Here is a 25336-nt window from a genome sequence, read left to right as displayed (position 1 = left end):
CATGGCGGCCGAGACGCTCACGCTGGTCGAGGCGGTCGCCGAAGGGCTCCACGACGAGATGGCCCGCGACGAGTCGGTTGTCGTCCTCGGCGAGGACGTCGGCCGCTCCGGGGGCGTCTTCCGTGCGACCGACGGACTCTACGACGCGTTCGGGCCCGAACGCGTCGTCGACACGCCGCTCACGGAGACTGGAATCGCGGGCGCGGCCATCGGATTGGCGGCCGCTGGGCTGCGGCCCGTGGCGGAGATCCAGTTCATGGGCTTTACTTACGCCGCGCTGGAGCAACTGTTCACCCGGGCCGCCCGCATGAACGCCCGATCGCGGGGGCAGTTCCCCGGCCGGATGGTTATCCGTGCGCCCTTCGGCGGCGGGGTTCGTGCGCCCGACCTGCACGGGGAATCGATGGAAGCGATCTTCGTCCATCATCCGGGGTTCAAAGTCGTTGTTCCGAGCACGCCGCGAGACGCCAAGGGGCTGCTGACGGCGGCGATTCGCGATCCGGATCCGGTCGTGGTTCTCGAACCGAAGAAGATCTACCGCGCGTTCCGCGAGGACGTTCCCGAGGACTCCTACGAGGTATTGATCGGCGACGCGAGCGTTCGCCGCGAGGGCGCGGACGTGTCCGTGTTCACGTGGGGGGCCATGACGCGGCCAACCCTCGATGCGGCCGACGAGGTGGCGGACGAGATCGACGTCGAGGTAGTGGATCTCCGGACGCTCTCGCCGATGGACCGCGAGACGATCGTCGACTCCTTCAAAACGACCGGACGGGCCGTGGTCGTCCACGAGGCGCCCCGGACGGGCGGGCTGGCCGGCGAGATCACGGCACTCCTCCAGGAAGAGGCCCTGTTCTACCAGGAGGCCCCGATCGCGCGCGTCACCGGCTGGGACGTGGTGTATCCGCTCTACGATCTCGAGGATTTTCAGCTCCCGAACGCGGCCCGGATTACGGAGGCGATCAGGGAGGTCAGCGAATTCTGACTCGGCTTCCATGAGATCGACTTCAGCCGCCTCGAATTCCGTTTTCAGCTCCTCGGTGGTGGCAACGCCGACGACGTCGTCCCGCTGTTCCTCTGATTGGGCCGGCGCACCGGCGAGAAAGATTGCCCGGCTGAAGTCCTCAACCAGTTCCGCCAACACACACGGGCTCAGTTCGGTGAACGCGTCGTCCGGAACCGGGGCGTCGCTCTGCAAGGTCAGGACGTCGGGATCCGTCCCGCCGTAGTCCCGGACGGTATCCTGAACGAGCCCGTCGGTGAACGACGTAACGGGCGGAAGGGAATCGGATCGGATCGGATCGACCCGTACTGCTCGAGCCCAAACTGAGTAATCTGGTCGACGGCGATCGACGCAACCAGTCCGTGATCCGGTACCCCCTCGATCAGCGTCGGTGCTTCGGCGTCGGGATCCGTCGATCGATGAAACGCCGTCTCGGCAGCGTTCGATGGCATGTCCAGCGCACTACACCGACCCGCCACATCTGCCTACGGGACGCTCTCAGGGGCAGTGTTCAGCTTCCGTGTCTCAGCGATCTGCCTCGAAGAACGGAACCGCGGGAGGCCGTCGATCAAACGAGTAGTTGGATGTCGGCGTCGGCCATGTGTTCGAGTGCGGTCGCCGCACCGACGCCCGTCGTGACGCCCTCGTAGAACTCGTCCTCGTTGTAGTCCATCAGGTCCTGGGTCATTTGGCAGGCCTGTAGCTCGACGCCCATCTCCAGGGAGGTGTCGATGAGTTCTTCGATGGTGGCCGTCTCGTTGTCAGCGATGCGACGGTTCATCATCCACGTCGTCATTCGATCCATGCCGGGGAGCATGGCGAGTAGGTTCGGTACCGGCATGTTCGGGTTCCCGACGGAACTCAACTTGAGTTCCTTCGAGCGCTCTTCGTGAAGCATCTCCAAGCCCCAAAACGTGTGGAAGACCGTGACATCCCAGCCGAACGCTGCTGCCGTGCTCGCCAGGATGAGTGGCGGGTACGCCATGTCCAGCGTGCCCTTCGTTGCGATGATGGTCATCCGCCTTTGGCCGTCATCGTCGCGTTTCACTGCGGCGAGGTCCTCCTGGAGCTCGGTTATCTGCTCCTGTAGGTGCGCTGTACTCGGGTCCGCTGTCGACGAATCGGTGCTCATGCCCCTGTCCTCCGGACGTAGTGTCGGTAGACTGTTTCGCCGTCTTCGTCACCCTCGTCCTGTTCGAGGAGCTCTACCCCATCCGTCGAGCTCGCCCACCCCTCGATGTCGGATACACTTCCGGGGTCCGTCGCGATGATCGCGATGACGTCTCCTGACTCGCGGCTGTCGACCGCCTGCTTCGCTTTCACAACCGGTATCGGGCAGTTCTGCCCTTTCACGTCGACCGTTTCGGTGATGTCGTAGTTCGTGCTCATATGTCTTGCCGATCTCGCACAACTATCCCTATTATGCACAAGGTAGTTAAAGTTTCGTATATCTGAAAATTGCGTGATATGCTCTATCACAAACGTTGCTGTTCACGACGCTGTCTCCTCTTTCTGGTGCTGGTAGGCGAGCGATAGTTGGCACGCCACGCTTCCAGTGCCAGTCGTGTCGCCGACTTTTGTGTCCTATATTCGGGATATTGTACAATTTAGACAAGATTTAAGTATCGGCTCGATCCATGTTGGGTGTTGCCACAAACCAACGGAGGTGGGTCACATCACGAACTACGGCTTCGTCATCGACAACAGGAAATGCATCGGCTGTCACGCCTGCACGGTCGCCTGTAAGGGTGAGCACGACGACCCGATCGGCGTGAACAAGACATGGGTCAAATACATCGAGAAAGGCGAGTTCCCCAATACGAACCGCAACTTCTCGGTGATGCGGTGTAACCACTGCGACGACTCTCCGTGTACCGACGTCTGTCCCGTTACCGCACTCTGGGAACGCGAGGACGGCATCGTCGACTTCGACCCCGAACGGTGTATCGGCTGCAAGGCCTGCATGCAAGGGTGTCCGTACGACGCGCTCTACATCGATCCGAACACGGAGACGGCGGCGAAATGTAACTACTGTAGCCACCGGGTCGACACGGGGCGCGAGCCGGCCTGCGTGACCGTCTGTCCGGAGGATGCGATCCTCGCCGGCGATCTCGAGAATCCGGACACCGAAATCGCTCGCACGATCTCCCGCGAGGAGGTCCAGGCCCGCAAGCCCGAGAAGGGCACGGAGCCGACGCTGTTCTACGTCGACGGCGACGAGGGCAGCACCACCCCGGGCACGACCGCCCGCGAGGAACACTACATGTGGAGCGACGCTCCCCATCAGGTCGAGACCGAGGGCGAAGCGGTCCCCGACTTCGACCTCGAGAAGGCCGCCGAGTCGCTCGCGGCGTCCGACGTCTCGCTGGGCGATGCCGGGGGATCGGACGGCGGGGATGCCCGCGCCGACGGCGGGCGCACGGACTGTGGCTGTGATTCCTGTGGGTGCGGCAAGGAGGACGCGTCCGCGTCGTCCACGGACACGAGTGACGTCCAGTCCGATGGCGGGTACGGAACCGAGCCCGCAGGCCGGAGGGGGTCCGACGACTCGAAAAGCCGGACCGAACGCGCCTACGAACTCCTCCACGAGGAGGCAACGCGGGTCTACGACATCGGCGAAGACCACTACGGGTCCTGGGGCTGGGAGGTGTACTCCTACACCTGGACGAAGGGGATCGCTGCCGGGGCGCTCCTGCTCCCGGCGCTGTTCATGCTGTTCGGACTGGTCGAACCGAGCGTGACCACCTTCGGCGCGAGCGCGTTCGTCAGCGGCCTGTTTCTGGCGGCGACCGGGGTGCTCCTCATCCTGGATCTGGAGCAGCCGACCCGGTTTCACTGGGTGCTGTTGCGGCCGAACTGGAACTCCTGGCTCGTGAAAGGTGCCTACATCATCTCGGCGGCCGGCGCGTACCTCGGGCTGGCCGTGCTGGGAGCACTCCTGGGAATCGAAGCCGTCGTCCACCCGCTCTCGCTGGGCGCGGCCGCCGTCCTCGGCGCGGCGACGGCGGTCTACACGGCGTTTCTGTTCAGCCAGTCGAAAGGACGCGACCTCTGGCAGAGCCCCGCGATGCCGCTGCACATGTTCGCGCAGTCGATCGTCGGCGGCGGCGCGACGCTGGTGGTCCTCGGCGTCGCTGGCGTGCCGTGGTTCGAAGCGATGGTCGGGCCGTCGGCGCTGGCGCTCGGTGTCGGCCTGGTCGGCCACGCCGTGCTGGTCGCCTCCGAGATCTTCACGCCCCATCAGACCGCGGACGCCGAGGAGGCCGCCGCGCGCATCACTCGCGGCCGATTCCGGAGGGCGTTCTGGATCGGTGGCGTCGTCGTCGGCATCCTGTTGCCGCTGGCGGCGCTGGCCGTCGGCTGGCCGATCCTCGCGGCGGTGGCCGGCGCGCTCGCACTCGCTGGTCTCCTCGCCTTCGAGTATTGCTGGATAACCGCTCCGCAGACGATTTCACTCGCCTGACCATGGGACACGAATTCGATCCGAGCCGAATCGAGAAACTCGCCGAACGACTCGGCGTCATTTCGAACCGGACAGAGCAAACGAAAAAACAGCGACAGCGTCGCGGGGTAGACGGGGTCGATCGCATCGCCCCGGAGGGCGAACTCGGCTCGTATCCGGACCCCGACCAGTGGCACGACTGGGTCGAGTACGAGTCCGAGGGCCTCCCGAAGGAGTACTCGGTCGTCCCGACGGCCTGCTTCAACTGCGAGGCTGGCTGCGGGCTGCTCACCTACATCGACAAGGAAACCGGCGACATCCGCAAGATCGAGGGCAATCCCGAACACCCCGGAAGCCGAGGGCGCAATTGCGCGAAGGGGCCGGCCACGATCAACCAGATCAACGATCCCCAGCGCATCCGCTATCCGCTCAAGCGGGACGGCCCGCGGGGGAGCGGCGAGTGGACCCGCGTGTCCTGGGACGACGCCCTCGAGGACATCGCCACCGAGATGCGCGAGACCATCATCGACGGCCGCGAGAACGAGATCACCTATCACGTCGGCCGGCCCGGCCACGAGGGGTCTATGGACCGGGTCATCAACGCCTGGGGGCTCGACGGCCACAACTCCCACACGAACATCTGCTCGGCGGGTGCCAGGGCGGGCTACGCGTTCTGGCACAAGTACGATCGGCCGAGCGCCGACTTCGCCAACGCCGAGTTCATCCTGTTACTGTCCGCCCACCTCGAGTCCGGCCACTACTTCAACCCCCACGCCCAGCGCATCATCGAGGGCGTCATGGAGGGCGGCCAGCTCGCGGTGTTGGATCCGCGGCTGTCGAACACCGCTGCCATGTCGGACTACTGGCTTCCAACCCAGCCCGGCAGCGAGGCTGCCGTCTTGCTGGCGATGGCGAACGTCATCCTCGAGGAGGGGCTCTACGACGAGGAGTTCCTCTCCAACTGGGTGAACTGGCGGCAGTTCCTCGACGAGGAACACCCCGGCCGCGAGCGGACGTTCGAGACGTACCTCGCCGTGCTTCGGGACACGTACGCGGACTTTACGCCGGCGTACGCCGAGGCCGAGAGCGGCGTCGACGCCGCGACCATCGAGACGGTCGGCCGGAAAATCGGCACTGCCGGGTCGCGCTTTGCCAGTCACATCTGGCGCTCCGCGGCGTCGGGGAACGAGGGCGGCTGGCAGGTCAGTCGGGCGCTGCACTTCCTGTCCGTGCTCACCGGCAGCGTTGGCACGAAAGGCGGCACGTCGCCGAACGCCTGGCACAAGTTCGAGCCGGAGATGCCGAAGGAGCCGCCGCGCCAGACGCTCTGGGACGAACTCCAGTTGCCGCCGGAGTGGCCGTTCGCCCACTACGAGATGAGCCAGCTCCTGCCGTACTTCCTCAAGGAGGGTCGCGGGAAACTGTCGGTCTACTTCACCCGCGTGTTCAACCCCGTCTACACCTACCCCGACGGGTTCTCCTGGATCGAGGCGCTGAGCGACGAGGACAAGGTCGGGATGCACGTCGCGCTGACGCCCACCTGGAACGAGACGGCGTACTTCGCCGACTACGTCCTGCCGATGGGCCACAGCCCCGAGCGTCACGACATCCAGAGCCAGGAGACCCACGCCGCGACGTGGGTCACGTACCGACAGCCCGTCCAGCGGGAGTACGCCGAGCGCGAGGGGGCGGACATCGAGCGCACCTACGAGGCCAATCCGGGCGAGGTCTGGGAGGAAGACGAGTTCTGGATGGACCTCTCCTGGCGCGTCGACGAAGACGGCGACCTGGGCATCCGGGAGTACTTCGAGAGCCCCTACCGCGATCGGGAGACGGCCGCGGCGAACGGCGGCACGACCGAACAGCGCGACGACGGCGCGGCCGATCGCGAGGCGACGGGTACTGACGAGGCCACGGACGACCCGCCCCAGATGACTATCGACGAGTACTACCGCTACGTCTTCGAGCACGAGGAGAACCTCGTCGAGGCGGCCGAGGAGGCCGGGATGGAGCCCCTGGAGTACATGAAACACCACGGGGCGTTCGAGGCCAGCCGGAACGAGTACGAACTCCACGAGGAACCGCTCGATCCGGCGCTGCTCGAGGACGACGACGTGTTCGTCGACGAGTACGGGACGATCCACCGGGTACTGGATGCGGACGCCGACGTTTCGATCCCCGACGGGGCGGCGCAGTCGGCCGACATCGACGAGGGGGCCGATCATCCTGGCGGGTACGATACGGTTCCGCATGGCTCCCTCGCGGACCTCGAAACCCAGGTGCTCGGCGTGCTCGTCGACGGCGAACCGAAACGCGGGTTCCCCTCGCCGACCGGCAAGCAGCAGTTCTACTCGAAGACGCTCGCGGAGTGGGGCTGGGACGACGAGGAGTACACCATCCCCCACTATCTGAAGAGCCACGTCCATCCCGAAAACCTCGACTACGAGGACGGTGAGATGGTGCTCGTGCCGACGTTCCGCCTGCCGACCCAGATCCACTCCCGGTCGTCGAACTCCAAGTGGCTCGAGGAAATCTCGCACAACAACCCGGTCTGGCTGCACCGCACGGACGCCGAGCGACTGGGCGTCGAGACGGGCGACCTCGTGCGCGTCGAGACTGACATCGGCTACTACGTCAACGAGGTCTGGGTCACCGAGTCGATCAAGCCCGGCATCGCCGCGATGAGCCACCACATGGGGCAGTGGAAGATCGACCGCGACGACGACGGTGACTTCGACGAGGGCGGCGACCCCTACGGGAAGGTTACGGTCGACCTGCAAGACGAGGACAGCCAGTGGGGCATGCGACAGCAGTCCGGCATCGGGCCGTTCGAGAGCGACGATCCCGACTCCGCCAGGGTCTGGTGGACCGACGGCGGCGTTCCACAGAACCTCACGCACGCGCCCCACCCCGACCCCATCTCGGGGATGCACTGCTGGCACCAGAAGGTCCGGATCCGGCCGGCGAAGGCGGACGACTACTACGGCGACGTCTACGTCGATACCGATCGCTCCATGGCGATCTACCGCGAGTGGGTCGAGAAGACGCGCCCGGCCGATGGGCCGGCTGGGAAGCGCCGACCGAAGTGGCTCAAGCGGCCGATCGCGCCGCCGATCGACCCCGGCGAGGACGACGCCTGGTATCTGGACGGGCCGGTCGGTCGCGAGCAACGATGGGATCCGGACGAGTTCGGCCCGCACGGTGAGGACTGATCGGCGATGGCTGACTCCGACGAGACACCTCCTGTCGGGCGGACCGGTGAGACGCCGACCGCGCCAGTCGACGCCGATGGGGAAGGCGATATCGCCGCGACCGTCCGGGAGGCTATCGCCTCGGCGGACGTGGGAACGGACGCCCTCTACGCTGACCTCGTGGCGATCGATGGCGTCGGCGAGGTCGTCGTGCGCGACGGCGTGGCCTCGATCGCGATCTCGCTTCCAGTCCCGAGCGAGCCGCTCCGCGAGCAACTCGCCGCGAACGTGGAGGGTGCTGTCGACGCCGTCGATGGCGTCGAGTCGGTCGATGTCGACTTCCGGGCCAGCGCTGCCGACTCGGGAGAGCGTATCGACATGCTCCCCGACGTGAAAAACGTCGTTGCCGTCGCATCGGGCAAGGGTGGGGTCGGCAAGAGCACGATCGCGGCGAACCTCGCGGCTGCGCTGGCGGACGCGGGCGCAGCCGTCGGCCTCCTCGATGCCGACGTGTACGGGCCGAACGCGCCGACGCTTCTCGGCCTCGACGAGCGACGGCCCGATGCGACGCGTGCTGACGAGATGGTCCCCCGCGAGGGCTACGACGTCCGAACGATGAGCATGGAGTTCATCACCGGCGAGGATGACCCGGTTATCTGGCGCGGCCCGCTCGTCGACGAGTTCATCAAGCAATTGTTCGGCGACGTCCAGTGGGGCGAACTGGACTATCTGATCGTCGACTTGCCGCCGGGGACGGGGGACGCACACCTCTCGCTGGTTCAACATGTCCCTCTCGCCGGCGCCGTCATCGTGACCACACCGCAGGCGGTTGCGGTCGACGACGCCGCCCGCGGCCTCGTCGGCTTCGCCCGTCACGACACACCGGTGGTGGGGGTCGTCGAGAACATGGCCGGCTTCGAGTGTCCGGATTGCGAGGCAGTTCACGACATCTTCGGGACCGGCGGTGCCGACGAGCTGGCCGACCAGTTCGACGTTCCCGTTCTCGGTCGCATCCCACTCGAGGCCGCCGTCGGGACGGTGGACGGTAACGGTGAGCCGGTACGTCCGCCCGGCATCGACGTTCCACTCGTCGGCCGCCTCGAGTTACCCCGGACGCACGAGGAGCGAACCCGGGGCGACAGAGCGCCCCCGGTGGCTCGCAGACCCGACGGCGGTGCCGCCCGCGAGCAGCTGCGGATTGCCGCGACCCGAATTGCGGCGCGGGTGAACGAGGCTGCCGTGACGTTCCGCGAGTCAACTCCCCCGCCCTGACGCTCGCTTATACCCGGAGGACGTCAAGGGGGCGGACTCTCCCAGACGTCAACCTCCACATCCAGTCCCGCCTGCCGAAGCCTATCGGCAAGTGGGTCACCGATACCTGACGCCGGCGTGAGAATCCCACCCGCGAGCGGTGAGTCGGTCTGGTCGCACACCAGACACATCGCAGCCTCGCTGAGCATCCTCGCGGTCGCGCCGTAGCCCGGATCCCGATCGGCGCGAATCCGACTCTCCACGACGAACGGACCGTCAGTGGCGGTCCCACGGCCGAGTACGCGGACGGTGAAATACCCGTTTTCGATCTGCGCTCTCGTCGGCCCCTCGCCCGGATCCGGGAACACGAATCGACGGAGTCCGTCTCGTGTCGGTCCGAACGCCATCCCAGCAGTAGCGACCGTGATCCCCGCCCAGACAGCGCTTGCACGCGCCAGGCCGCCGAGGCCGTCGCCCATGGGCAGCACTTCTGTGCACTCGAACTCACGCCCCCACGGATACCCGAGCAGCGCGTTGCTGCGTCGAACGACCCGTTCGTTCACCACCGCCATCGGCGACGGAGCCGTCCATACCGATCGGAGGCGGTCCTTTTTCGGGACGGTCTGTGCGCCCGGATCGACGCCGTCGCGTTCACCTTTCGGTGCCAACGAGTACGGGTTCCGAAGCGTCTGTTGGGCCAGCGGATCGGTCGACGCGGCGCGAAACACTTCGACTGCGCTGGCCATCGTGCCACCGCTCACGCTCCCGCGACTGTCCTCCAGGTAGATGTGTGCCAGATCACACGGCGTCCCGAACTCGTCGATGGCGAACGATTGAACGAGTTTCGTCCCGAGATCGCTGGGGATCGAGTCGAAGCCACAGCTGTGGACGAGTCGCGTGCCCGCCTCGACCGCGTCGTCGTGGTATCGGTCGATCATCTCCCGCACCCAGTTCACCTCGCCCGTCAGATCACAGTAGTCCGTTCCGGCGGCGATGCACGCTTCGACGAGTGGGGTGCCGTACGTCGTGTACGGGCCGACCGTCGTACAGACGACACGCGTGTCTTCGGCGATGGCGTGAAGACTGTCGGGCTCGGTCGCGTCGCCGAGGACGATCGGGATGTCATCCCACGCAGAACGCCGTTCTCCGAGTGCTGTGGCCACTTCGTGGAGCCGCCGCTCGTTACGACCGCCGAGTGCGAGCGAGAGGTGGTCCGGTGTGTACTGTTCGGTGAGATACGCGGCGACGAGGCGGCCAGCGACGCCAGTGGCCCCCCAGACGACGAGATCGTGCTGTCGGTGGGTGCTCGACACGGGTATCGGTTGCAATTCGCGATCCATGGCCTCAACTGTTGGGTGGCGGCCGGTGTCGTCACTCCGTCCGAGCGCGAACGCGAATTCGAGTTCTTTCCGGACGCCGTTCAGCGCCGCCAACGAGATTCTGGTCGCACTCACGGGAGCGCGCACGAAAGCCGCCGCCGGCCTCGACGGCGTCTTCGCCGCGATCTGGGCCGCCCTGGCCGACTCCCCCGCCTGGACCGTCTTGCTGTTGGCCGAGATCGACCACGTCCGCCACGATCCGAACGACGCTCCGACCGAGTTCGTCGACCGCCTGCTGCGCGGCGAGGGCAAACTCGCCCGCGGGATCGACCTGTCGGCCTGGCTCCTGAGTAACGACCTGCTCGAGGGCGACCGCCGCCTGGACGGCCGGGTCGAGAGCGCGATGAGCGACGAACGCGTGTTCTGCTATCCGAGTAGGACACGGAGTCGAGCCAGCGCGCTGGTGTCCGCCGCTGCTGAATCGCTACTCGGCGGCTGCTTCGATGAGGGCGATCGCCATCGCTCGCAGTTCGGCGGTCATGTGCAGGCCGTGCTCGTCGAGCCGACTACTGAGTCAGTTCGGGTGGTGAGCGAATCGGTCCGGGATTCGAGCCGTCTCGTTCGAGACTCGAGTGTGTCGACTTCGTCCTCGAGCGGCTCACCCTGGGTCTCGCGGGTGCCGTCGTTCCAGATCACTCTCCGGTGGGGGATGCCACAGCGACTCACGAACCAGGCGGTCCGACCACGAACACGGCCACGACGCCGTCACTGGCAGAGCGAGAGTTCATCGAGGCGCTTCAATTCGATCCCTTCCGCCTCGAAGCGTTCGTGGATCGTCTCGAGCACTTCGACGGCGTTGGGATTGTCGCCATGAATACAGAGACTGTCAGCGGGGATGTCGATCATCGTTCCGTCAGCGGCCTCGACCTCGCCTCGTGTGGCGATGCTTACGGCCCTGTCGGCCGCGAGTTCGGGGTCGACCGCCGACACTTCTTGTTCGACGATCAGCGTGTGATCCGAGCGGTAATCGAGGTCGACGTATCCTTCGAACACCGCATCGAGGTCGTCGTATTCCTCGGCAATCTCGTAAATATTCAGGTCTGTCGCGAGATAGACCAGCTCGGGGTCAACTTCGAGGATCGCATCCATGACCGCGCGAGCGTGGTCGTCGCTACCGGAGAGCATCGAATACATCGCCCCGTGGGGTTTGACGTGTTGCACCTCGACGCCGGCCCACTCGGCAAAGCCGATGAGCGCGCCGAGTTGATAGACGACGTAGTCGCGTACCTCCTGGGGTGTGGCGTCCATCTGCCGACGGCCGAAGCCCATCATGTCCGGCAGCCCGGGATGGATGCCGACGCCGACGTCGTGCGCCTCGGCCAGCGTGATCGTCTCGCGCATCACGTGCGGGTCGCCCGCGTGGAAGCCGCCCGCCACGTTGGCCGACGTAATGTACGGCATCACCTCCTCGTCGCGCCCCATGGTGTAGTTGCCGAAGCTCTCCCCCATGTCGCAGTTAATGTCAATGGCTACCATGCGTGAGGAGACTCCGTCGGATCCCTTCATTGTTGTGGCGCGGCTCCGCATCTCGACGCCCTCCGGGGGATTTCGGCGGCGATCGTCGCCGGTCGCGGCCGTCAGTCGTCGATCGTCAGTTCGATCAGTTCCTGTCCGGCCTCGATCTCTGCCTCGTTGTCGACCAGCACGTCGGTCACGGTCCCGTCGTGCGACGCCGTGACGTCGTGGAAGTTCTTCATCACGCCGACGAGCGCCACCTTGTCGCCCGCGGTCACGTCGTCGCCGACCTCCACGAGCGGGGGGTCGTCCGGATCTGGTCGTCGGTAAAACACGCCGGGCATCGGGGCGGTCACGTACTCGGTCGTCATACCTCGTGTGTGGGTCCGGCACTACTTAATCGTTGACGCCGAGCGCCGGATTTCGAGGGAGTCGCCCCTTCACGGCGGCGAACGTACACGCAGCGGTGACGTCGGGTTGACGGCGCGCCCGCTCGCGCGCGTCACTCGAGGGCGTCTCGAATCGCGTCGAGATCGGCCTGCGCGGCCGCGCGGGCCTCGAGCGCCTCGTCGACCGTGACGGCGTCGAAGCGGACGGTCTCGTGGGTGCGAATCTGGGCGAGCAGGTCGCGGTCCGTACTGATCACCGTCGCGACGGTCGCGTACCCGCCGCCGGTCACGGCGTCCCGCATCAGGACGATCGGTTGCTGGGGCAGCTGGATCGAGCCGATCGGGTACCCGACGTCGACGACGTTCGACGGGTCAGTCCCCGCGCCGAACGGCTGTTCGCGCTCGACGAAGTCGAGTTCCGGCCCCTCGAGGCGGTAGCCGACGCGATCGGCCTCCGGCGTCACCGTCCAGTCGACCTCGCAGAGCCGCTCCCGGCTCTCGTCGGTGAGCCGGTAATCGCATAGGCCGACGACGACGCGCACGCCGTCGATCGCCTCGAAGTCGCGGAGCCGCGATTCGGGGGCGCGGTTGCCGATCACAGCCTCGCGGTCGACGCCGGTCTCGCCGATCGCCAGCTCGTCGCCGTCCGCGAGCGTGCGGCCCTCGTGCCCGCCGATGCCGACGAGCGTGTAGGTCGACTTGCTCCCCATTACCTCGGGGACGTCGATCCCGCCGCCGACGGCGAGGTAGGTGCGCGCGCCCGTCGTGGTGAACTCGGTCTCCAGTTCCTGGCCGCGCTCGACCCGCACCGCTTCGTGCATGGGGACGTCGTCGCCGTCGATGCGCGCCGGCATGTCGGCACCCGCGAGCGCGACGACGGCGTCCGCCTCGAACCGGAGGTCGGCGCCACCGTACGTCATCTCCAGGGTGGCCGCCTCCGGACTGTTGCCGACGAGCGCGTTTGCGACCCGGTGCGAGAAGCGGTCCATCGCCCCGGAGGGCGGCATGCCGATGTGGTACTGGCCGAACCGGCCGAGATCCTGTACCGTCGTCGAGATGCCGCCGTCGAGGACGCGAATCATTCGTACAGCACCTCCGTGATCGCCTCGTTGTACTCGTGTGGGGCCTCGAAGAACTCCTCAGGGGTGAACTCGACCGACGCGGTCGTGTACTCGTACGTGCCGGCCTCGACCGCCTCGCGCACCGCGTCGTACTCGTCCCGGTCGATCGGCCGGTAGTTCAGCACGTCCCCGGGATTCGGGAAGACGATCGACTCCTGGAAGTCGGGGAGGGTCTGCTCGGCGTCCAGCACCTCGATCGGCGTCCGGCCGTACAGCTGGTAGCCGCCCGCGCCCTGGACCGGGTAGATGACCGAGAACGCGCCGCCGAAGCCGACCGCCCGGCCTGGCGTGTTGGTTCGGGGTTGCTCGTACTTCGGGACCTCGAGCTGGTCGCTCCTGGGCACCATCTGGAAACACCACGGGAGGCCGGGGACGAACCCGACCATCGTGACCATATGCGGCGCGCCGACGAAGGTCTCGATGAACGCCTCGGCGTCCTCGAGCCCGTTGATCCGCGCGGAGTACTCGAGGTCCGTCGCGTCGGGGTCTTGGTGGCGATCGCGAAACTCCATGAGCGTCTCGTGGGTCCACGGGTCCTGGAAGAGGACGGGAACGTCGACGATGCGCGTCTCCCAGGAGTACTCCTCGATGTCGGTCTCGGCGGCGATCTCGCGCAGCCTGTCGACCATCGCGGCCGGCCGGATCACGTCGGGGTCGAACCGGACCATGTACGACGCGTTGGCGGGGCAGATTTCGGTGACGCCGTCGATGTCGCGCTCGCTTATCTGTTGGGTGATCGCCATCGCCTGAAAGTTGGCATCGAAACTCATCGCCTCGTCGAGTTCGACAAACACGTGATCGTCGCCGCCGAATTCGTATCGCGGCTCCGGCAGTTCCGTGCGTTCGATTCGCGCTTCTGTCATCAGTGTGCCGCCCGTCACCGTGTGATATATTAACAGTGGCGGTCGTCCGGTTCTGGCCGTCTCTCCACCGAAATCGACGCTCGACGACACCCACAGTCGTGGTCTCACCCCGCAGTCGTCTCGACAGTGCGCGTCGGCGCAGGCAGTCCGAGCCGGGTGGCGAGCGCGCCCGGGCCGCCCGGCACAACGGACGGCGCTCGGGTTCCAACTTAAGTGGGTTGCTAGTGACTTCCAAACGATGTTCGACAGACTCCTCGTCGCGAATCGCGGCGAGATCGCGGTCCGGGTAATCCAGGCGGCACAAGAACTCGGCGTCGACACCGTCGGCGTCTACAGCGACGCGGACGAGACGGCAAAGCACGTCCGCCACGCCGACGTCACCCGTCACGTCGGGTCGTCGCCGGCCAGAAAGAGCTACCTCGACGGTGACGCCCTCCTCGAGGCTGCCCGCGAGACCGACGCGGAGGCGATCCACCCGGGATACGGGTTCCTGGCCGAAAACGAGGCGTTCGCTCGCCAGGTCGAGCAGTCGGAGTGTGCGTGGATCGGGCCGCCGGCGGACGTCATGGCCGAGTTCGGCGAGAAGACGAACGCCCGGACGCTGATGCAGCAGGCGGGCGTGCCGGTCGTTCCCGGCACCGAGGACATCGTCGACGCGCCGGCCGACGTCCGCGCGTTCGCGGCCGAGCACGGGTATCCGGTCGCCGTCAAAGCCGACGGCGGCGGCGGCGGTCGCGGTCTCAAAGTCGTCGCCGACGCGGCCGAGATCGAGGACGCCCTTGCGGACGCCAAGCGCGAGGGGGACGCGTACTTCGACAACCCCGACGTCTACGTCGAGAAGTTCCTCGAGAACCCGCGCCACATCGAGGTCCAGGTGCTCGTCGACACGCACGGCACCGCCCGCCACCTCTACGAGCGCGATTGCTCCGTCCAGCGCCGCCAGCAGAAACTCATCGAGGAGACGCCGTCGCCGTCGCTCGATCCGGAGACACGCGAGGAGCTCTGTGCCGCCGCGTGCCAGGGCGTCTCCGAGGCCGGCTACCAAAACGCCGGCACCGTCGAGTTCCTCTACGAGGACGGCGAGTTCTACTTCCTCGAGGTCAACGCCCGCATCCAGGTCGAACACACGATCACCGAGGTCGTGACGGGCATCGACATCGTCAAGTGGCAGCTCCGCATCGCCGCCGGCGAGGAACTCGACTTCGCGCAGGACGCGGTCGCCCCCCGCGGCGCGGCGATGGAGTTTCGCATCAACGCCGAAGATCCGGCGGCCGGCTTCGCGCCCACCCCCGGGACGCTCGAGACGTATCGCCCGCCGACCGGCATGGGCGTTCGCGTCGACGACGGCGTCGACCAGGGCGACCGGATCAGCCCGTACTACGACTCGCTCGTCGGCAAGTACGTCGTCGCTGGCGAGCACCGCGACGAAGTCCTCGCGCGGGGCCGACGCGCGCTCGCCGAGACCGACGTCGAGGGGATCGCGACGACCGTCCCGTTCCACCGCGCGGTGCTCGAGGACGAGCAGTTCCGCGCGAACGACCACACGACCAAGTACCTCGACGAGCAGTTCGACGGCCTCGATTGACGGCGGGCGACGCGCCCCGACGCCCGGCGGTGGCCGGCGCGGCAGCCGGCCGGTGCGGCGTCGAGAGCCGCCCGAAGCGCCGCGCCGATCGACGTGAGCCGCTCGCGGTCGATCGGTAGCGGCGGCTGCATCCGAAGCGTGTTCCCGTCGACCCCGCCGACGCCGATCACGATGCCGGCGTCGACGAGTTGGGTTGCGATCGTCCGTCCGAGGTCGGGGTCCGGAGCCGAGGCGACGCCTCGCGGGCCGTCAGCGTCGGGGTCGACGATCTCGAGCCCGTGCATCGATCCGTCCCCGCGAGCATCACCGACGACGTCGGACGCGTCGGCCAGCGCCGTGCGGTCTTCCGCGAGCCACACCCCCCTGCTCGCTGGCGTTATTGAGGTTGCCGTCCTGGACCTGATCGATCATCGCGCAGGCCGCGGAGCACGCCATCGGGTTCCCCCGAACGCCGAGTAGTGATCGCTGGCCACGCGCTGCGGCGACGAGGTCGGGGGCCGACCACGTGTGCGATCCGTTCCTTGCTGGCACGCCACTATCGCCAGCGAACGCGGTCGCACGAGCACGTCCGACGTCCGCTTCGTTGCGACGGCGCTCGCCGACAGCGCCTTCGTCGACAAGAACGCGCTCGATCCGCTGATCGCTCCCGTGACAGATTTGCGTGCGAGCCATACACCGAGAGCGGTGTTGCTGTCGGGCCTCTCGATGTCGCCGCATCGTCCGGTCGGTTTTTGTGGGAACAAATTCCCGTAATATCCATTATATATTCGTCTATTCATATACAACACAACCAATATATGTAGCTGAAATTAGACCCAATTAAATTTAAATAACTGATCGTTGCCGTCCGAAATGGACCATGTCCGACGACACTGGTGACCACGAACACAGAGACGGTACCGAGAGCGAAGATCGCCGACGGTTTCTCAAGTTGGCGGGCGTGACCGGGACTGCCGGGGCGGCAGGAATCGTCGGCTCTAACGGTGTTCTCAGCGCACTCGCCGCAGAAGGCGATGACAACGACGAGGGGGTCGAGATCGAGGACCTCCAGGGGCAGATGCCGATCGAGGATCGCTACCTCAGGATCGCCGTCCTGGCTGCGGCGAAGGCGGCGCAGCTTCACCAGAACTACTTCGGCGAGATCGGAGAGGCCGAGGAAAAGGACCCGCAGAACCTCCTCACGGAGGTCGACACGGAAGCGGAGACGCTGATCCGTGACACGATCAGGGACGAGCTCGGCGACGACTTCGAGGACGAGAATCACGCGCTGTACGGCGAGGAACAGGGCGGCCAGCTCGAAGGGGGGTACGTCTGGATCATCGACCCGCTCGACGGGACGACGAACTTCTCCAAGGGGATCCCCCACTTCGGCGTCAACATCGCCGTCACGAAAGACGGCGAACTGTACGCTGGTGTGATGTATTACTCGCTCCGGGACGAAGTGTACGTCGCGGTTCGGGACGAAGGCGCCTACAAGTTCCGGAGCGATGGCTACGACCTCGTCGCCGAGGACTCGGAACCGACGGAGTTGTCCGTCACCGACACCGAGGCCATCGAGGACTCGTTCCACGGGGTCGGGTTCTACCTCAAGGAGACGGCCGACGACTTCGACTACATGGGCCTGTGGCGGTACCTCTTCTCGTACACGCAGGGGACGCGACTGCTCGGAGCCGCCGCGCCCGACCTGGCGTTCGTCGCCGAGGGCGTGTTCGACACGGTCTCGGTGAAGGACCTCAAGCCGGTCGACGTTGCGCCCGAGGCGCTGCTCGTCCGAGAGGCGGGCGGGACGGTGACCGACTTCGACGGAAACACCGACCTCGACAGCATCCTCGAGGGGAGCGTCGTCGCCTCGAACGGCGAACTCCACGACGACTTCTTCGACCTGCTCGAGGACTCCGGAAAAGACTGGCTCACCAGACCGATCGACACGCTCGAGCGCTAGCCAGCGACCCCGCCCGTCGGGAGGTCGCGCGGCCCGCTGCGGCCTTCGTCCGTAGCGGGCAGCGACAGGTAATAATAAATATATTAAAATAAATTTATGAAATATTTTATTAGTAGGAGCGTAGTCACCGTCCGATGCAATGTTCGGAATTCCCAACATCGGTCGGCGGACCGTGCTGAAGGCGACGAGCGCAGCGGTACTCGGATCGTACGTCGGCGGCGTTGTGAGCGCGGAGGGTCGTGACGACGGCAAGTTGCCGGACGACGAGTCGACGACGCTGATTGCGCATCGTGGGTTCGCGGGCGTGTATCCAGAAAACACGGTTGCCGCCGTGGAACAGGCCTCCAGAGGGGGAAGCGGCGACGGCGCGGCCAAGCGCGGCGCCGAGATGATCGAAATCGACGTGGTGCCCTGCGGCGGGCGCCCCCACGAAGGCGACGACTTCGAGGTCGTGGTCTTCCACGACGACCGGCTTGCGTCGCGCGACGGCGGGGAGCGCGGTCTCACCGACCATGAGAACACGCTCGTGTGGGAGACGCCCTGCTCGGAGGTGCGAACCGCCGAGGTCCTCGCGAGCGGGGAGACGGTGCCGACGTTGCGGGAGGTTCTGTCGGCGATCCCGTCGAGTGTGGCCGTCAACATCGAACTGAAGAATCCAGGCGATACCGACGTTCGATTCGCCGAGAAGCTGGAAGGTGGCGACCTTGAGGACCGGAAAGACGTCTGGCGGCCGTTCACCCGGCGCGTGCTCGACATTGCGTCCGAGTTCGAGAATCACGTCCTCGTGTCGTCGTTCATGGAGGCCGCGCTCGCGACGACGCGCGAGTACGACGCCGACGTCCCGATCGCGTTCCTGTTCTGGGACTCGATCGACGTCGGGCTCGTGATTACCAACAAGTACGATTGCGAAGCGCTTCACCCGCCGTACAACATGGTCGCTGGGTCGCCGTTCTTCAACGACTCCTACTACATCGACGACCCCGGATTCGCCGATATCGACCTGATAGAACGAGCCCACGACGAGGGACGGGCGGTAAACACGTGGACGGTCGGGACCTGGTATCAGGCGGAGCAGCTCGTCGACGCGGGGGTCGACGGAATCATCGCTGACTACCCCGGCGTGCTCGACTGAGTCGTCGGGCCCGCATCGGCGACACCGACAGCAGCAGCGGTTCTTTGCCGGGGACTGCGATCTCTCGGTTCGATCGGCCTCCCCCGTGGACACTGTCGTCTCCGGACGGCTCCGCGAGGCCGTCACGCCGCTTCCCTGCCAGACCTGCTCGTGGTGAGCCACCCACCACTATTCGCCTCCCGTAAACGATCACACACACTCGTAGTTCCGCTGGAAACCGACCGATACACCAGCACTGCTTGGGGAACCGAGCAGCACTCAAGCAATTGATTTCCGCAGGATACGTCGCGCCCCAGCCATGGTTCGGTGGTTGCTCGATCGGCGTGTCTGAAATAGATTTTAAACTGAGGGGGTACGTCATTATATCTCTTAGAAGAGATGTTCGACGCCGTTCCGATACCTGTGACTCACATCTCGAAATCTGACCCCGTGCCGGTGGTGTACAATGTTGAGCCACGGTGCTGAATCGATGAGATACACGGCGTCTGCGGCGTCGTATCTCGCTGTCAGTGTACTGAATCCCTTCCAGCACGTCCCGGTGGGCGCCATTAAATAACGCGTTGAGGTTGAGTTCGTGCCTGTCGGTATCGACAGCAATCTGTGGCTACTGGAGCTGATTGTCGAGTCGGCACTATCTAGTTTAGTACCTCCGCTGGCATCTGTCCGTTAAGTGATTGATGCGGTCGTTGTGTGTTATAGTAGTGTACAAACTGTTCAAGTCATTCTCTGATGCTCGCCCGACTGCCCACCCACGAATTATGGAAGCAGTCAACACGTATCTTGGAAGTATGAAACCACTTTTCGATTGGGTTTCGATCAACGTAGTTGAGCTGACCGCTCAACCCTAATCAGGACAGGGCGGTCAGATAGCCGTAGCCATCGACGAGAAACACCGTCTCGGAGAGATCGTGTTTCTCGGTCAATTTATGCAGGAACGCAGCGGCTGGATCAGTTCCTTGTCATCCGAAGACTGTAACATCAAGAATCAACCGCGAATCTAGTTCGATTGCAGCATATACCCAAGACCAGTCGCCATTGATCTTGACAGCGGTCTCATCAATGGCGACCCGCGACGGCTTCGCCGTCGGCGGGTCTGGAATGCTGTCAGCCAGCCGATGTGCCCACTGCTAGATTGCTTGATTAGGCCGCTCAACGCCGAGCAAGCGAAGAATCGCTTGTGTTTCTCGAAGCGAACAACCGGTCGCGTGGAGCCGGACGGCGAACGCCCTAGCGGGCGTCGCCGTCCGCTCTCGCTCCCAAGATTCATCAAATTCCGCCGCGTAGCAGTCGCTGAGCAGGTCTGCGAGTGACATAGCCAAACTAACTCTACAACCTGCTCAGTTCTCAAACTGGCCTAGACACTGCCATCGGTATCGTTTTGTACGGCAGTGTTGCGCGAGGCGACGCTGATCGGCGGAGTGACATTAACCTGTGGGCCCTCGTCGAGGAAGATCGCATGGCGAATCGGCGAACCGTGAATCGCATCCGACAAGACCTCGAAGACCACGGGTTCGACACCGGCCGGTACGCATACGAAATCGATGTCGAATCCCTTCCAGCCGTCTCGAACTACACAGACGAACTCCGAGATGTCCTCAGTGATGGCCTCGTCGACACCGACACAGAGAAATTCGAAACGGTCCGAAAGATGGTGTTCCACGGTGATCTCGATGAGTAGAGAAGGCAACCCGCAGGCCATCACGGACGCGCTCACCGTGGCTATCGACGCGTTCAACGAGGAAGGATACGGTGTGCCCAAGCGAGAAGAGGCGATTGACGCAGACGCCGACTGGTAAACCCAGATGGCGAAGGCATGCCGGTTGCTAGCCGCAGTCGATACGATCGCTGAGCAAGTATTCTACACTGCTACCATCGAATTGTGTTTCGGTGCAACGAACGATCGGTCGAAGCCTTCGCGTTGGCTGAAGGCGGCGACGAGCTCGATGATTTCCATGACCGCACCACTTGGTACGATCGTGCCACCGACCTCGGACTTCTCTCCGCCGAAACGACGCGTGAACTCCAACAACTGTACGACAGTACGACGATCCCGAGGCGTTCCGGCCCAAGCGCTGGACTGAGGCGTTCGACGACAAACTACACGACTACGCCTACTTCCCGTTCGGCGGCGGGCCTCGGACTTAGGGCGGGATCCTTTCGCCACGATGGAGGCGAAGCTGTCGCGCGCGACGATGTTGCCGCGCTGCGAATTCGAGGCCGTAACGGAGCCACTGAACCTGACGATGATGTTGACGTTGCAGTCCGAGGACGGCAGCGACGTGATCCTATACGAGAGGGAGTAATGCGGTTTGAATCCCATGTCCAGGGAAGCCTCGATCCCCGGGACGAACTGGGAACGGTTGCCGCTCCCTGTGCTCCAGGCGGTGGTCTATGCCGTGTTTGGGAGCGCATGCCGGCAGATGGACATGACGGCGTCCTCGTCGTACTGGAATGGATTCGTCTCCATGTTGAGGTTGTCAACGGCCGTCTCGGCGACGACCTCCAGCTGCCAGTCCTCGGGGACGTCCGGCAGGTGCTGCAACCCGACGTCGCGTCGGAGGCGTTCCACGCGGTCGGCGAGCTCCACGTGCGGGGGGCGGGCTGACTCCACGAGGGTGGCGTATCGCGCCCGTGCTCCCGGATCTCGCTCGCCGTTACGGCGGACGACCGCCGGGAGAAGCATCGCGTTCAGGTGGCCGTGTGGAAGGTCGTGGACGCCGCCGAGCGCGTGGCTCACTGCGTGGACGGCACCCAGCCCGGCGTTGTTCATCGCGACACCGGCCAAATAGCTGGCCTGCTGCAGCGCCTCACGGGCGGCGAGGTCGTCGCCGTCCGCGACCGCCGCCCCGAGTGACTCCCTCGCGACGTCGTAGGCGTGGCGGCTGTAGGGGAGTGTCAGCTCTGTCGCGCCACTGGCAGTGAGTGATTCGATGGCGTGCGTGAGCACGTCGAATCCCGTCGCGGCCGTCAGGACTGGTGGCAGCGAGAGGGTCAGTTCGGGGTCGAGGACGGCCGCGTCAGCCAGCATCGAGGGGTGACCGACGCTCCGCTTCTCCGCGCGGTCGTGGTCGGAGACGACGGCCCAGTAGCCGGTTTCGGTACCCGTTCCGGACGTCGTCGGCACCAGAACGAACGGGACGCGGCGGTCCAGACGGTCCAGGGAGGTCTCCGGGGAGAGGTCCAGCGGGACAGTGGTCGCCGCCGAAACGGTCGGTGCGATGCACGCAGCCTTCGTTGCGTCCATCGGACTCCCCCCACCGACCCCCACAGCGAAGTCAGCGGCTGCGAGCCGGTCGGAAAGCGACAGAACGGTCTCCTGGTCCGGGTTCGACGGGACGTCCGTGTGGACGGTCGGCTCGACCGGCAAGTGATCACGGACCGCGTCGACGACGCCAGCGTTTGCAACACCCTCGTCGGTCACGACGTGAACGTCGCTCGCGTCGTCTGGCATGAGGTCTGCGAGCCGGGACCGGGAGCCGGGTCCGGTGAACGTGCGCGGTGGGGAAACGAACTCCGTCATGTTCGATCGAATGGCCCTCCAGTTGTATTCAGCGTCGCGACGCGAACGAGTTTGATCGACCGCAGAGAGCTCCCGGCTCCCCCCGGAAATCGCGTCCCACCCCGAACTCCTGCCCGGTCGTTATCCCGGATGCGTGGCATGGAGTCGTGGCGGCTCATGGGTTGATGTTGATGCCGACGTTCTTTTCCTGCGTGTAGTTCTCGATCGCCGAGAGCCCCTTCTCGCGACCGACGCCGCTGTTGTCGTACCCGCCGAACGGCGTCTCGATCCCGCCCACGAACCACTCGTTGACGTATATCTGCCCGGCATGGACGTCGCGAGCGAAGCGGTGCGCGCGCCGCAGGTCCTCGGTGAACACCCCGGCGACGAGCCCGTAGTCGACGTCGTTGGCGAGTTCGACGGCCTCCGTCTCGTCGGCGAAGGTAGTCACAACGAGCACTGGCCCGAAGATCTCCTCCTGGGCGAGGCGCGAGTCGTGGTCCACGTCGTCGAAGATCGTTGGTTCGACGAAGTAGCCAGTCCGGTCCGGGACGCCTCCGATGAGCGGGCCGCCGTACTCCCGCCGGCCCGCGTCGACGTAGGAAGCGACGCGGTCGAGTTGGTCGGCCGAAATCAGTGGGCCCACGTCCGGGTCGTCCATACCGGGGCCGACCGTGAGCGACTCGACCCGCGCAGCGAGCTGCTCAACGACTGCGTCGTGAACGTCCTCGTGGACGAGCAGGCGGGAGGCCCCGGAGCAGATCTGGCCGGCGTTCGAGGTGAACAACCCGGCGACAGCGCTCTCGATGGCAGCGTCCAGGTCGGCGTCCCCGAACACGACCAGCGGGCTCTTCCCTCCGAGTTCGAGGTGTACGTGCGCGAGATGCTCCATGGCCGCCTTCCCGACCTGGCGGCCTGTTTCGACCGATCCGGTGAAGCTCACGCCGTCGACGTCGGAGTGGCTGGAGAGGGCAGCGCCCGCCTCGTCCCCGCGGCCAGGAACGACGTTGAGAACGCCGTTGGGGAGGCCAGCGTCGGCCGCGATCTTGGCGACCCTGACCGACGAGAGGGGCGCCTCCTCGGCCGGCTTCACGACCGCTGTGTTGCCCGCGGCGAGCGCCGGAGCGACTGATCGGCCGAAGATGCCGATCGGGTAGTTCCACGGGATGATCTGGGCGGTGACACCTAGCGGTTCTCGAACGGTGTAGTCCACGTACTCCTCGCCGAGCGGGATACTATCGCCGTGTATTTTGTCGGCGATACCCGCGTAGTACTCGAAGGCGCGGGCGCAGCCGTCCACGTCGGCGAGTGCCTGAGACCGGGGTTTGCCAGTGTCGAGCGTCTCCAGGTCCGCAAGCTCCGTCCGCGCGGCCCGGATACGGTCTGCAACGTCGGCGAGCAGTTCGCCGCGTTCCGCTGGCGGTCGGGACCGCCAGTCAGCGAGCGTCTCGCGGGCTGCGGCCACGGCTCTATCGACGTCTCGACTGTCACCGGCAGCGACTGTTGTGAGCTCAGTCTCCGTGGACGGGTTCACGATCGGCAATCGGCCACCCGTCACGGACTCGATCGGGTCTCCATCGATGAAGAGACGATACTCGTTCCTGATATCCATGGTGGGCGTGATCCCGCTGGTCACATTACGGTTGGCGGTTACATGGGTCAGTATTTATACCTATTTTCGCTGGTGGTAGTCGCGCCCGCATACAAAAAGCTCAACTGCCGCCGGTTCGTCTCGAAATGCGTTTGGAGCATACGTCGCAAGGAAGAGTATGCATCGAATCATCGGCTCCTGCTCCTGCTACCCCTGCTCGACATACTCCTTTCTTGCCCTTGGTGGTGCTCTGGGGAGTCCTAACGGCGCTGGTGGGGATGTTGCTCGTCCGGGTAGATGGCGGTACGCCTTGGCCCAGATGCATCGCAAGGCCGCCAGGAGAGAAAGGACCCCACCGACGAACCCATTGACGGTGCCCTCCTTCTCACTCTGGGCCTCGTTACTGATTTCGTCGGGTTCGTTTTCGTCCTGGCGCCGACCCGATACCCCGTCCGTTTGGCGCTGAAGAAGTGAGTGGTCACGTCCTACGTCGACGCCAAAAGCACCAGCTTCGCCACCGGCAACGTCTATCTCGTCGACTTTCCCGACGAGAACGACTTTAGCGGAGCCCGGGCAGCCAGGGGCCGGGCGCTGGCGGGCCAGGCGCCGGTCGGGACGAGACCGTCGACCTCTGGAAAGACGCCTACGCCGTCGAGTTCGAAGAAGCGAGCGACACCTGACTCAGGTCTCCCGGGTCCGGCGCGTCTCGAGGACCGGGTTCCGCTCGCGAGCGGTCGCGATTCGTCCCCGGTCGAACGATGCAGCCACAGTCGTCTTGCCGTCACCGGTCTCCACGAGTATATCGCCCTCAGGGCTGGCAACGAGGCTTCCGCCGGCGTGGACGCGACCGCGCTGGTCGCCGGCGTGATTCGCACCGACGACGTAACACGTGCCGTCGAACCCGCGAGCCCGACAGAGGAGACGCCAGTCCGACCGATAGGACTCGCGCCAGGCTGCGCTGACCGCTAGGAGGTCACACTCAGCGCGACCGTACGCCAGCGTCACCTCGGGAAAGTTCAGGTCGTAGCACAGGACGAAGCCGACGGTCCCGACGGTTGTTTCGACGGTCACGGGTGCCGACCCGGTAGCGAACCGGTCTGCCTCGTCGCCCCAGAGGTACTGCTTGCGGTACGTCGCTGTGACGCCGTCGCCCGTGACGCAGACGAGGTCGTTGTACAGTGCGTTGCCGTCCCGCTCAGGGAGGCCGACGACGAGGGTTGTCCCGTGGGAGTCCGCTACTTCGATCAGCCGATCTGTGAGCCGTCCGGGGATTTCCGCTGCGTGCACCTCAGCCACGTCAACGTCGTAGCCTGTCACGCAGAGTTCGGGAAATACGGCCAGTTCGACCGAATCAGGAAGCGACCCCAGTAGTTGCTCGATCCGTTCGACGTTCGCGTTGACGTCGCCTACCGTCGGTTCGAACTGGCAGGCCGCGATGGCCGGGGCGTCCGGGTCGGGCATGGTTCTGGGCTACGTAGGCGGCCTCCGGACTTGAG

At 65.3% G+C, this 25336-nt stretch carries 19 protein-coding genes and 5 pseudogenes; 12 read left to right on the top strand and 12 right to left on the bottom strand.

Annotated features, from left to right (window positions below; all coding sequences use genetic code 11):
* The first annotated feature begins 1 nt into the window (after window position 1).
* Window positions 2–982, top strand: a complete 981-nt coding sequence (locus tag AC6I6X_RS11415; protein ID WP_497930635.1) for an alpha-ketoacid dehydrogenase subunit beta — start codon at window positions 2–4, stop codon at window positions 980–982.
* An 87-nt stretch (window positions 983–1069) separates the two neighbouring features.
* On the opposite strand, the pseudogene AC6I6X_RS11410 reads toward AC6I6X_RS11415, so the two are convergent.
* The 3 genes and pseudogenes from AC6I6X_RS11410 to AC6I6X_RS11400 form a co-directional block, all read right to left on the bottom strand.
* Window positions 1070–1294 (bottom strand): annotated as a pseudogene (locus AC6I6X_RS11410) (proteasome assembly chaperone family protein); the annotation flags it as partial.
* Between the two features lie 274 nt (window positions 1295–1568).
* Window positions 1569–2132: a DsrE/DsrF/DrsH-like family protein gene (locus tag AC6I6X_RS11405; RefSeq protein WP_497930634.1), complete on the bottom strand. Its 564-nt coding sequence runs from the start codon at window positions 2130–2132 to the stop codon at window positions 1569–1571.
* Window positions 2129–2389: a sulfurtransferase TusA family protein gene (locus AC6I6X_RS11400; RefSeq protein WP_497930633.1), complete on the bottom strand. Its 261-nt coding sequence runs from the start codon at window positions 2387–2389 to the stop codon at window positions 2129–2131. Before AC6I6X_RS11400 ends, AC6I6X_RS11405 begins: the two co-directional genes overlap by 4 nt.
* 277 nt (window positions 2390–2666) lie before the next feature.
* Between AC6I6X_RS11400 and AC6I6X_RS11395 the strand changes: the two genes are divergently transcribed.
* Genes AC6I6X_RS11395 through AC6I6X_RS11385 form a run of 3 tightly spaced genes read left to right on the top strand, consistent with a single transcriptional unit; the run spans window position 2667 to window position 8905 of the window.
* The gene (locus tag AC6I6X_RS11395; protein ID WP_497930632.1) at window positions 2667–4463 is read left to right on the top strand and encodes a 4Fe-4S dicluster domain-containing protein; all 1797 of its coding nucleotides are present in this window, start codon (window positions 2667–2669) and stop codon (window positions 4461–4463) included.
* A gap of 2 nt (window positions 4464–4465) precedes the next feature.
* On the top strand, window positions 4466–7654 hold the full coding sequence (locus AC6I6X_RS11390; protein ID WP_497930631.1) for a molybdopterin-dependent oxidoreductase: 3189 nt from the start codon (window positions 4466–4468) through the stop codon (window positions 7652–7654).
* Between the two features lie 6 nt (window positions 7655–7660).
* Window positions 7661–8905 carry an Mrp/NBP35 family ATP-binding protein gene (locus AC6I6X_RS11385; RefSeq protein WP_497930630.1) on the top strand — a complete coding sequence of 415 codons (1245 nt, stop codon included), beginning with the start codon at window positions 7661–7663 and terminating at the stop codon, window positions 8903–8905.
* A gap of 23 nt (window positions 8906–8928) precedes the next feature.
* On the opposite strand, the gene AC6I6X_RS11380 is transcribed toward AC6I6X_RS11385, so the two are convergent.
* From AC6I6X_RS11380 to AC6I6X_RS11360, 5 genes are all read right to left on the bottom strand, one after another.
* Entirely contained in the window at window positions 8929–10197 is a 1269-nt protein-coding gene (locus AC6I6X_RS11380; protein WP_497930629.1) for a saccharopine dehydrogenase family protein, read from the bottom strand.
* Between the two features lie 771 nt (window positions 10198–10968).
* Window positions 10969–11739 carry a LamB/YcsF family protein gene (locus tag AC6I6X_RS11375; protein WP_497930628.1) on the bottom strand — a complete coding sequence of 257 codons (771 nt, stop codon included), beginning with the start codon at window positions 11737–11739 and terminating at the stop codon, window positions 10969–10971.
* A gap of 101 nt (window positions 11740–11840) precedes the next feature.
* Complete coding sequence (locus tag AC6I6X_RS11370) at window positions 11841–12089, bottom strand: acetyl-CoA carboxylase (RefSeq protein ID WP_497930627.1); 249 nt, start codon at window positions 12087–12089, stop codon at window positions 11841–11843.
* 131 nt (window positions 12090–12220) lie between these two features.
* Window positions 12221–13189, bottom strand: a complete 969-nt coding sequence (locus tag AC6I6X_RS11365; RefSeq protein ID WP_497930626.1) for a 5-oxoprolinase subunit C family protein — start codon at window positions 13187–13189, stop codon at window positions 12221–12223.
* Window positions 13186–14091, bottom strand: a complete 906-nt coding sequence (locus tag AC6I6X_RS11360; RefSeq protein WP_497930625.1) for a 5-oxoprolinase subunit B family protein — start codon at window positions 14089–14091, stop codon at window positions 13186–13188. Before AC6I6X_RS11360 ends, AC6I6X_RS11365 begins: the two co-directional genes overlap by 4 nt.
* A gap of 238 nt (window positions 14092–14329) precedes the next feature.
* Between AC6I6X_RS11360 and AC6I6X_RS11355 the strand changes: the two genes are divergently transcribed.
* From AC6I6X_RS11355 to AC6I6X_RS11345, 3 genes are all read left to right on the top strand, one after another.
* Window positions 14330–15676, top strand: a complete 1347-nt coding sequence (locus AC6I6X_RS11355) for an acetyl-CoA carboxylase biotin carboxylase subunit (protein ID WP_497930624.1) — start codon at window positions 14330–14332, stop codon at window positions 15674–15676.
* An 859-nt stretch (window positions 15677–16535) separates the two neighbouring features.
* The gene (locus tag AC6I6X_RS11350; RefSeq protein WP_497930623.1) at window positions 16536–17618 is read left to right on the top strand and encodes an inositol monophosphatase family protein; all 1083 of its coding nucleotides are present in this window, start codon (window positions 16536–16538) and stop codon (window positions 17616–17618) included.
* A gap of 139 nt (window positions 17619–17757) precedes the next feature.
* Complete coding sequence (locus AC6I6X_RS11345) at window positions 17758–18750, top strand: glycerophosphodiester phosphodiesterase (RefSeq protein WP_497930622.1); 993 nt, start codon at window positions 17758–17760, stop codon at window positions 18748–18750.
* Between the two features lie 635 nt (window positions 18751–19385).
* Here AC6I6X_RS11345 and AC6I6X_RS11340 read toward each other — a convergent pair.
* Window positions 19386–20063, bottom strand: a pseudogene (locus AC6I6X_RS11340) (IS6 family transposase).
* Between the two features lie 41 nt (window positions 20064–20104).
* Between AC6I6X_RS11340 and AC6I6X_RS11335 the strand changes: the two are divergent.
* From AC6I6X_RS11335 to AC6I6X_RS11320, 4 genes and pseudogenes are all read left to right on the top strand, one after another.
* A pseudogene (locus tag AC6I6X_RS11335) lies at window positions 20105–20428 on the top strand (nucleotidyltransferase domain-containing protein); the annotation flags it as partial.
* On the top strand, window positions 20421–20546 hold the full coding sequence (locus AC6I6X_RS11330; protein WP_497930621.1) for a hypothetical protein: 126 nt from the start codon (window positions 20421–20423) through the stop codon (window positions 20544–20546). The pseudogene AC6I6X_RS11335 and the gene AC6I6X_RS11330, both read left to right, overlap by 8 nt.
* A gap of 6 nt (window positions 20547–20552) precedes the next feature.
* Window positions 20553–20779, top strand: a pseudogene (locus AC6I6X_RS11325) (DUF8154 family protein); the annotation flags it as partial.
* Window positions 20780–20835: 56 nt separating this feature from the next.
* A pseudogene (locus AC6I6X_RS11320) lies at window positions 20836–20895 on the top strand (hypothetical protein); the annotation flags it as partial.
* Window positions 20896–21139: 244 nt separating this feature from the next.
* On the opposite strand, the gene AC6I6X_RS11315 reads toward AC6I6X_RS11320, so the two are convergent.
* Window positions 21140–22270 carry an iron-containing alcohol dehydrogenase family protein gene (locus AC6I6X_RS11315; protein WP_497930620.1) on the bottom strand — a complete coding sequence of 377 codons (1131 nt, stop codon included), beginning with the start codon at window positions 22268–22270 and terminating at the stop codon, window positions 21140–21142.
* 154 nt (window positions 22271–22424) lie between these two features.
* Entirely contained in the window at window positions 22425–23861 is a 1437-nt protein-coding gene (locus AC6I6X_RS11310) for an aldehyde dehydrogenase family protein (protein ID WP_497930619.1), read from the bottom strand.
* Between the two features lie 276 nt (window positions 23862–24137).
* On the opposite strand from AC6I6X_RS11310, the gene AC6I6X_RS11305 reads away from it, so the two are divergent.
* Window positions 24138–24314: an FxsA family protein gene (locus tag AC6I6X_RS11305; RefSeq protein WP_497930618.1), complete on the top strand. Its 177-nt coding sequence runs from the start codon at window positions 24138–24140 to the stop codon at window positions 24312–24314.
* 207 nt (window positions 24315–24521) lie between these two features.
* Here AC6I6X_RS11305 and AC6I6X_RS11300 read toward each other — a convergent pair whose 3' ends face one another.
* Entirely contained in the window at window positions 24522–25301 is a 780-nt protein-coding gene (locus AC6I6X_RS11300) for a carbon-nitrogen hydrolase family protein (protein ID WP_497930617.1), read from the bottom strand.
* Window positions 25302–25336 lie beyond the last annotated feature (35 nt).

The organism is Halosolutus sp. YCN4, assembly GCF_059736495.1.
Note: the sequence above shows the minus strand (reverse complement) of the source record. Positions and strands in the feature narration are given on the sequence as shown.

Bases quoted from the DNA above. Each gene is read 5' to 3' on its own strand.
- AC6I6X_RS11375 (WP_497930628.1), bottom strand. From the start codon at position 11,739: ATGGTAGCCATTGACATTAACTGCGACATGGGGGAGAGCTTCGGCAAC.
- AC6I6X_RS11390 (WP_497930631.1), top strand. From the start codon at position 4,466: ATGGGACACGAATTCGATCCGAGCCGAATCGAGAAACTCGCCGAACGA.
- AC6I6X_RS11310 (WP_497930619.1), bottom strand. From the start codon at position 23,861: ATGGATATCAGGAACGAGTATCGTCTCTTCATCGATGGAGACCCGATC.
- AC6I6X_RS11385 (WP_497930630.1), top strand. From the start codon at position 7,661: ATGGCTGACTCCGACGAGACACCTCCTGTCGGGCGGACCGGTGAGACG.
- AC6I6X_RS11355 (WP_497930624.1), top strand. From the start codon at position 14,330: ATGTTCGACAGACTCCTCGTCGCGAATCGCGGCGAGATCGCGGTCCGG.
- AC6I6X_RS11345 (WP_497930622.1), top strand. From the start codon at position 17,758: ATGTTCGGAATTCCCAACATCGGTCGGCGGACCGTGCTGAAGGCGACG.
- AC6I6X_RS11415 (WP_497930635.1), top strand. From the start codon at position 2: ATGGCGGCCGAGACGCTCACGCTGGTCGAGGCGGTCGCCGAAGGGCTC.
- AC6I6X_RS11330 (WP_497930621.1), top strand. From the start codon at position 20,421: ATGAGTAGAGAAGGCAACCCGCAGGCCATCACGGACGCGCTCACCGTG.
- AC6I6X_RS11300 (WP_497930617.1), bottom strand. From the start codon at position 25,301: ATGCCCGACCCGGACGCCCCGGCCATCGCGGCCTGCCAGTTCGAACCG.
- AC6I6X_RS11370 (WP_497930627.1), bottom strand. From the start codon at position 12,089: ATGACGACCGAGTACGTGACCGCCCCGATGCCCGGCGTGTTTTACCGA.
- AC6I6X_RS11405 (WP_497930634.1), bottom strand. From the start codon at position 2,132: ATGAGCACCGATTCGTCGACAGCGGACCCGAGTACAGCGCACCTACAG.
- AC6I6X_RS11305 (WP_497930618.1), top strand. From the start codon at position 24,138: ATGGCGGTACGCCTTGGCCCAGATGCATCGCAAGGCCGCCAGGAGAGA.
- AC6I6X_RS11315 (WP_497930620.1), bottom strand. From the start codon at position 22,270: ATGACGGAGTTCGTTTCCCCACCGCGCACGTTCACCGGACCCGGCTCC.
- AC6I6X_RS11365 (WP_497930626.1), bottom strand. From the start codon at position 13,189: ATGATTCGCGTCCTCGACGGCGGCATCTCGACGACGGTACAGGATCTC.
- AC6I6X_RS11350 (WP_497930623.1), top strand. From the start codon at position 16,536: ATGTCCGACGACACTGGTGACCACGAACACAGAGACGGTACCGAGAGC.
- AC6I6X_RS11400 (WP_497930633.1), bottom strand. From the start codon at position 2,389: ATGAGCACGAACTACGACATCACCGAAACGGTCGACGTGAAAGGGCAG.
- AC6I6X_RS11360 (WP_497930625.1), bottom strand. From the start codon at position 14,091: ATGACAGAAGCGCGAATCGAACGCACGGAACTGCCGGAGCCGCGATAC.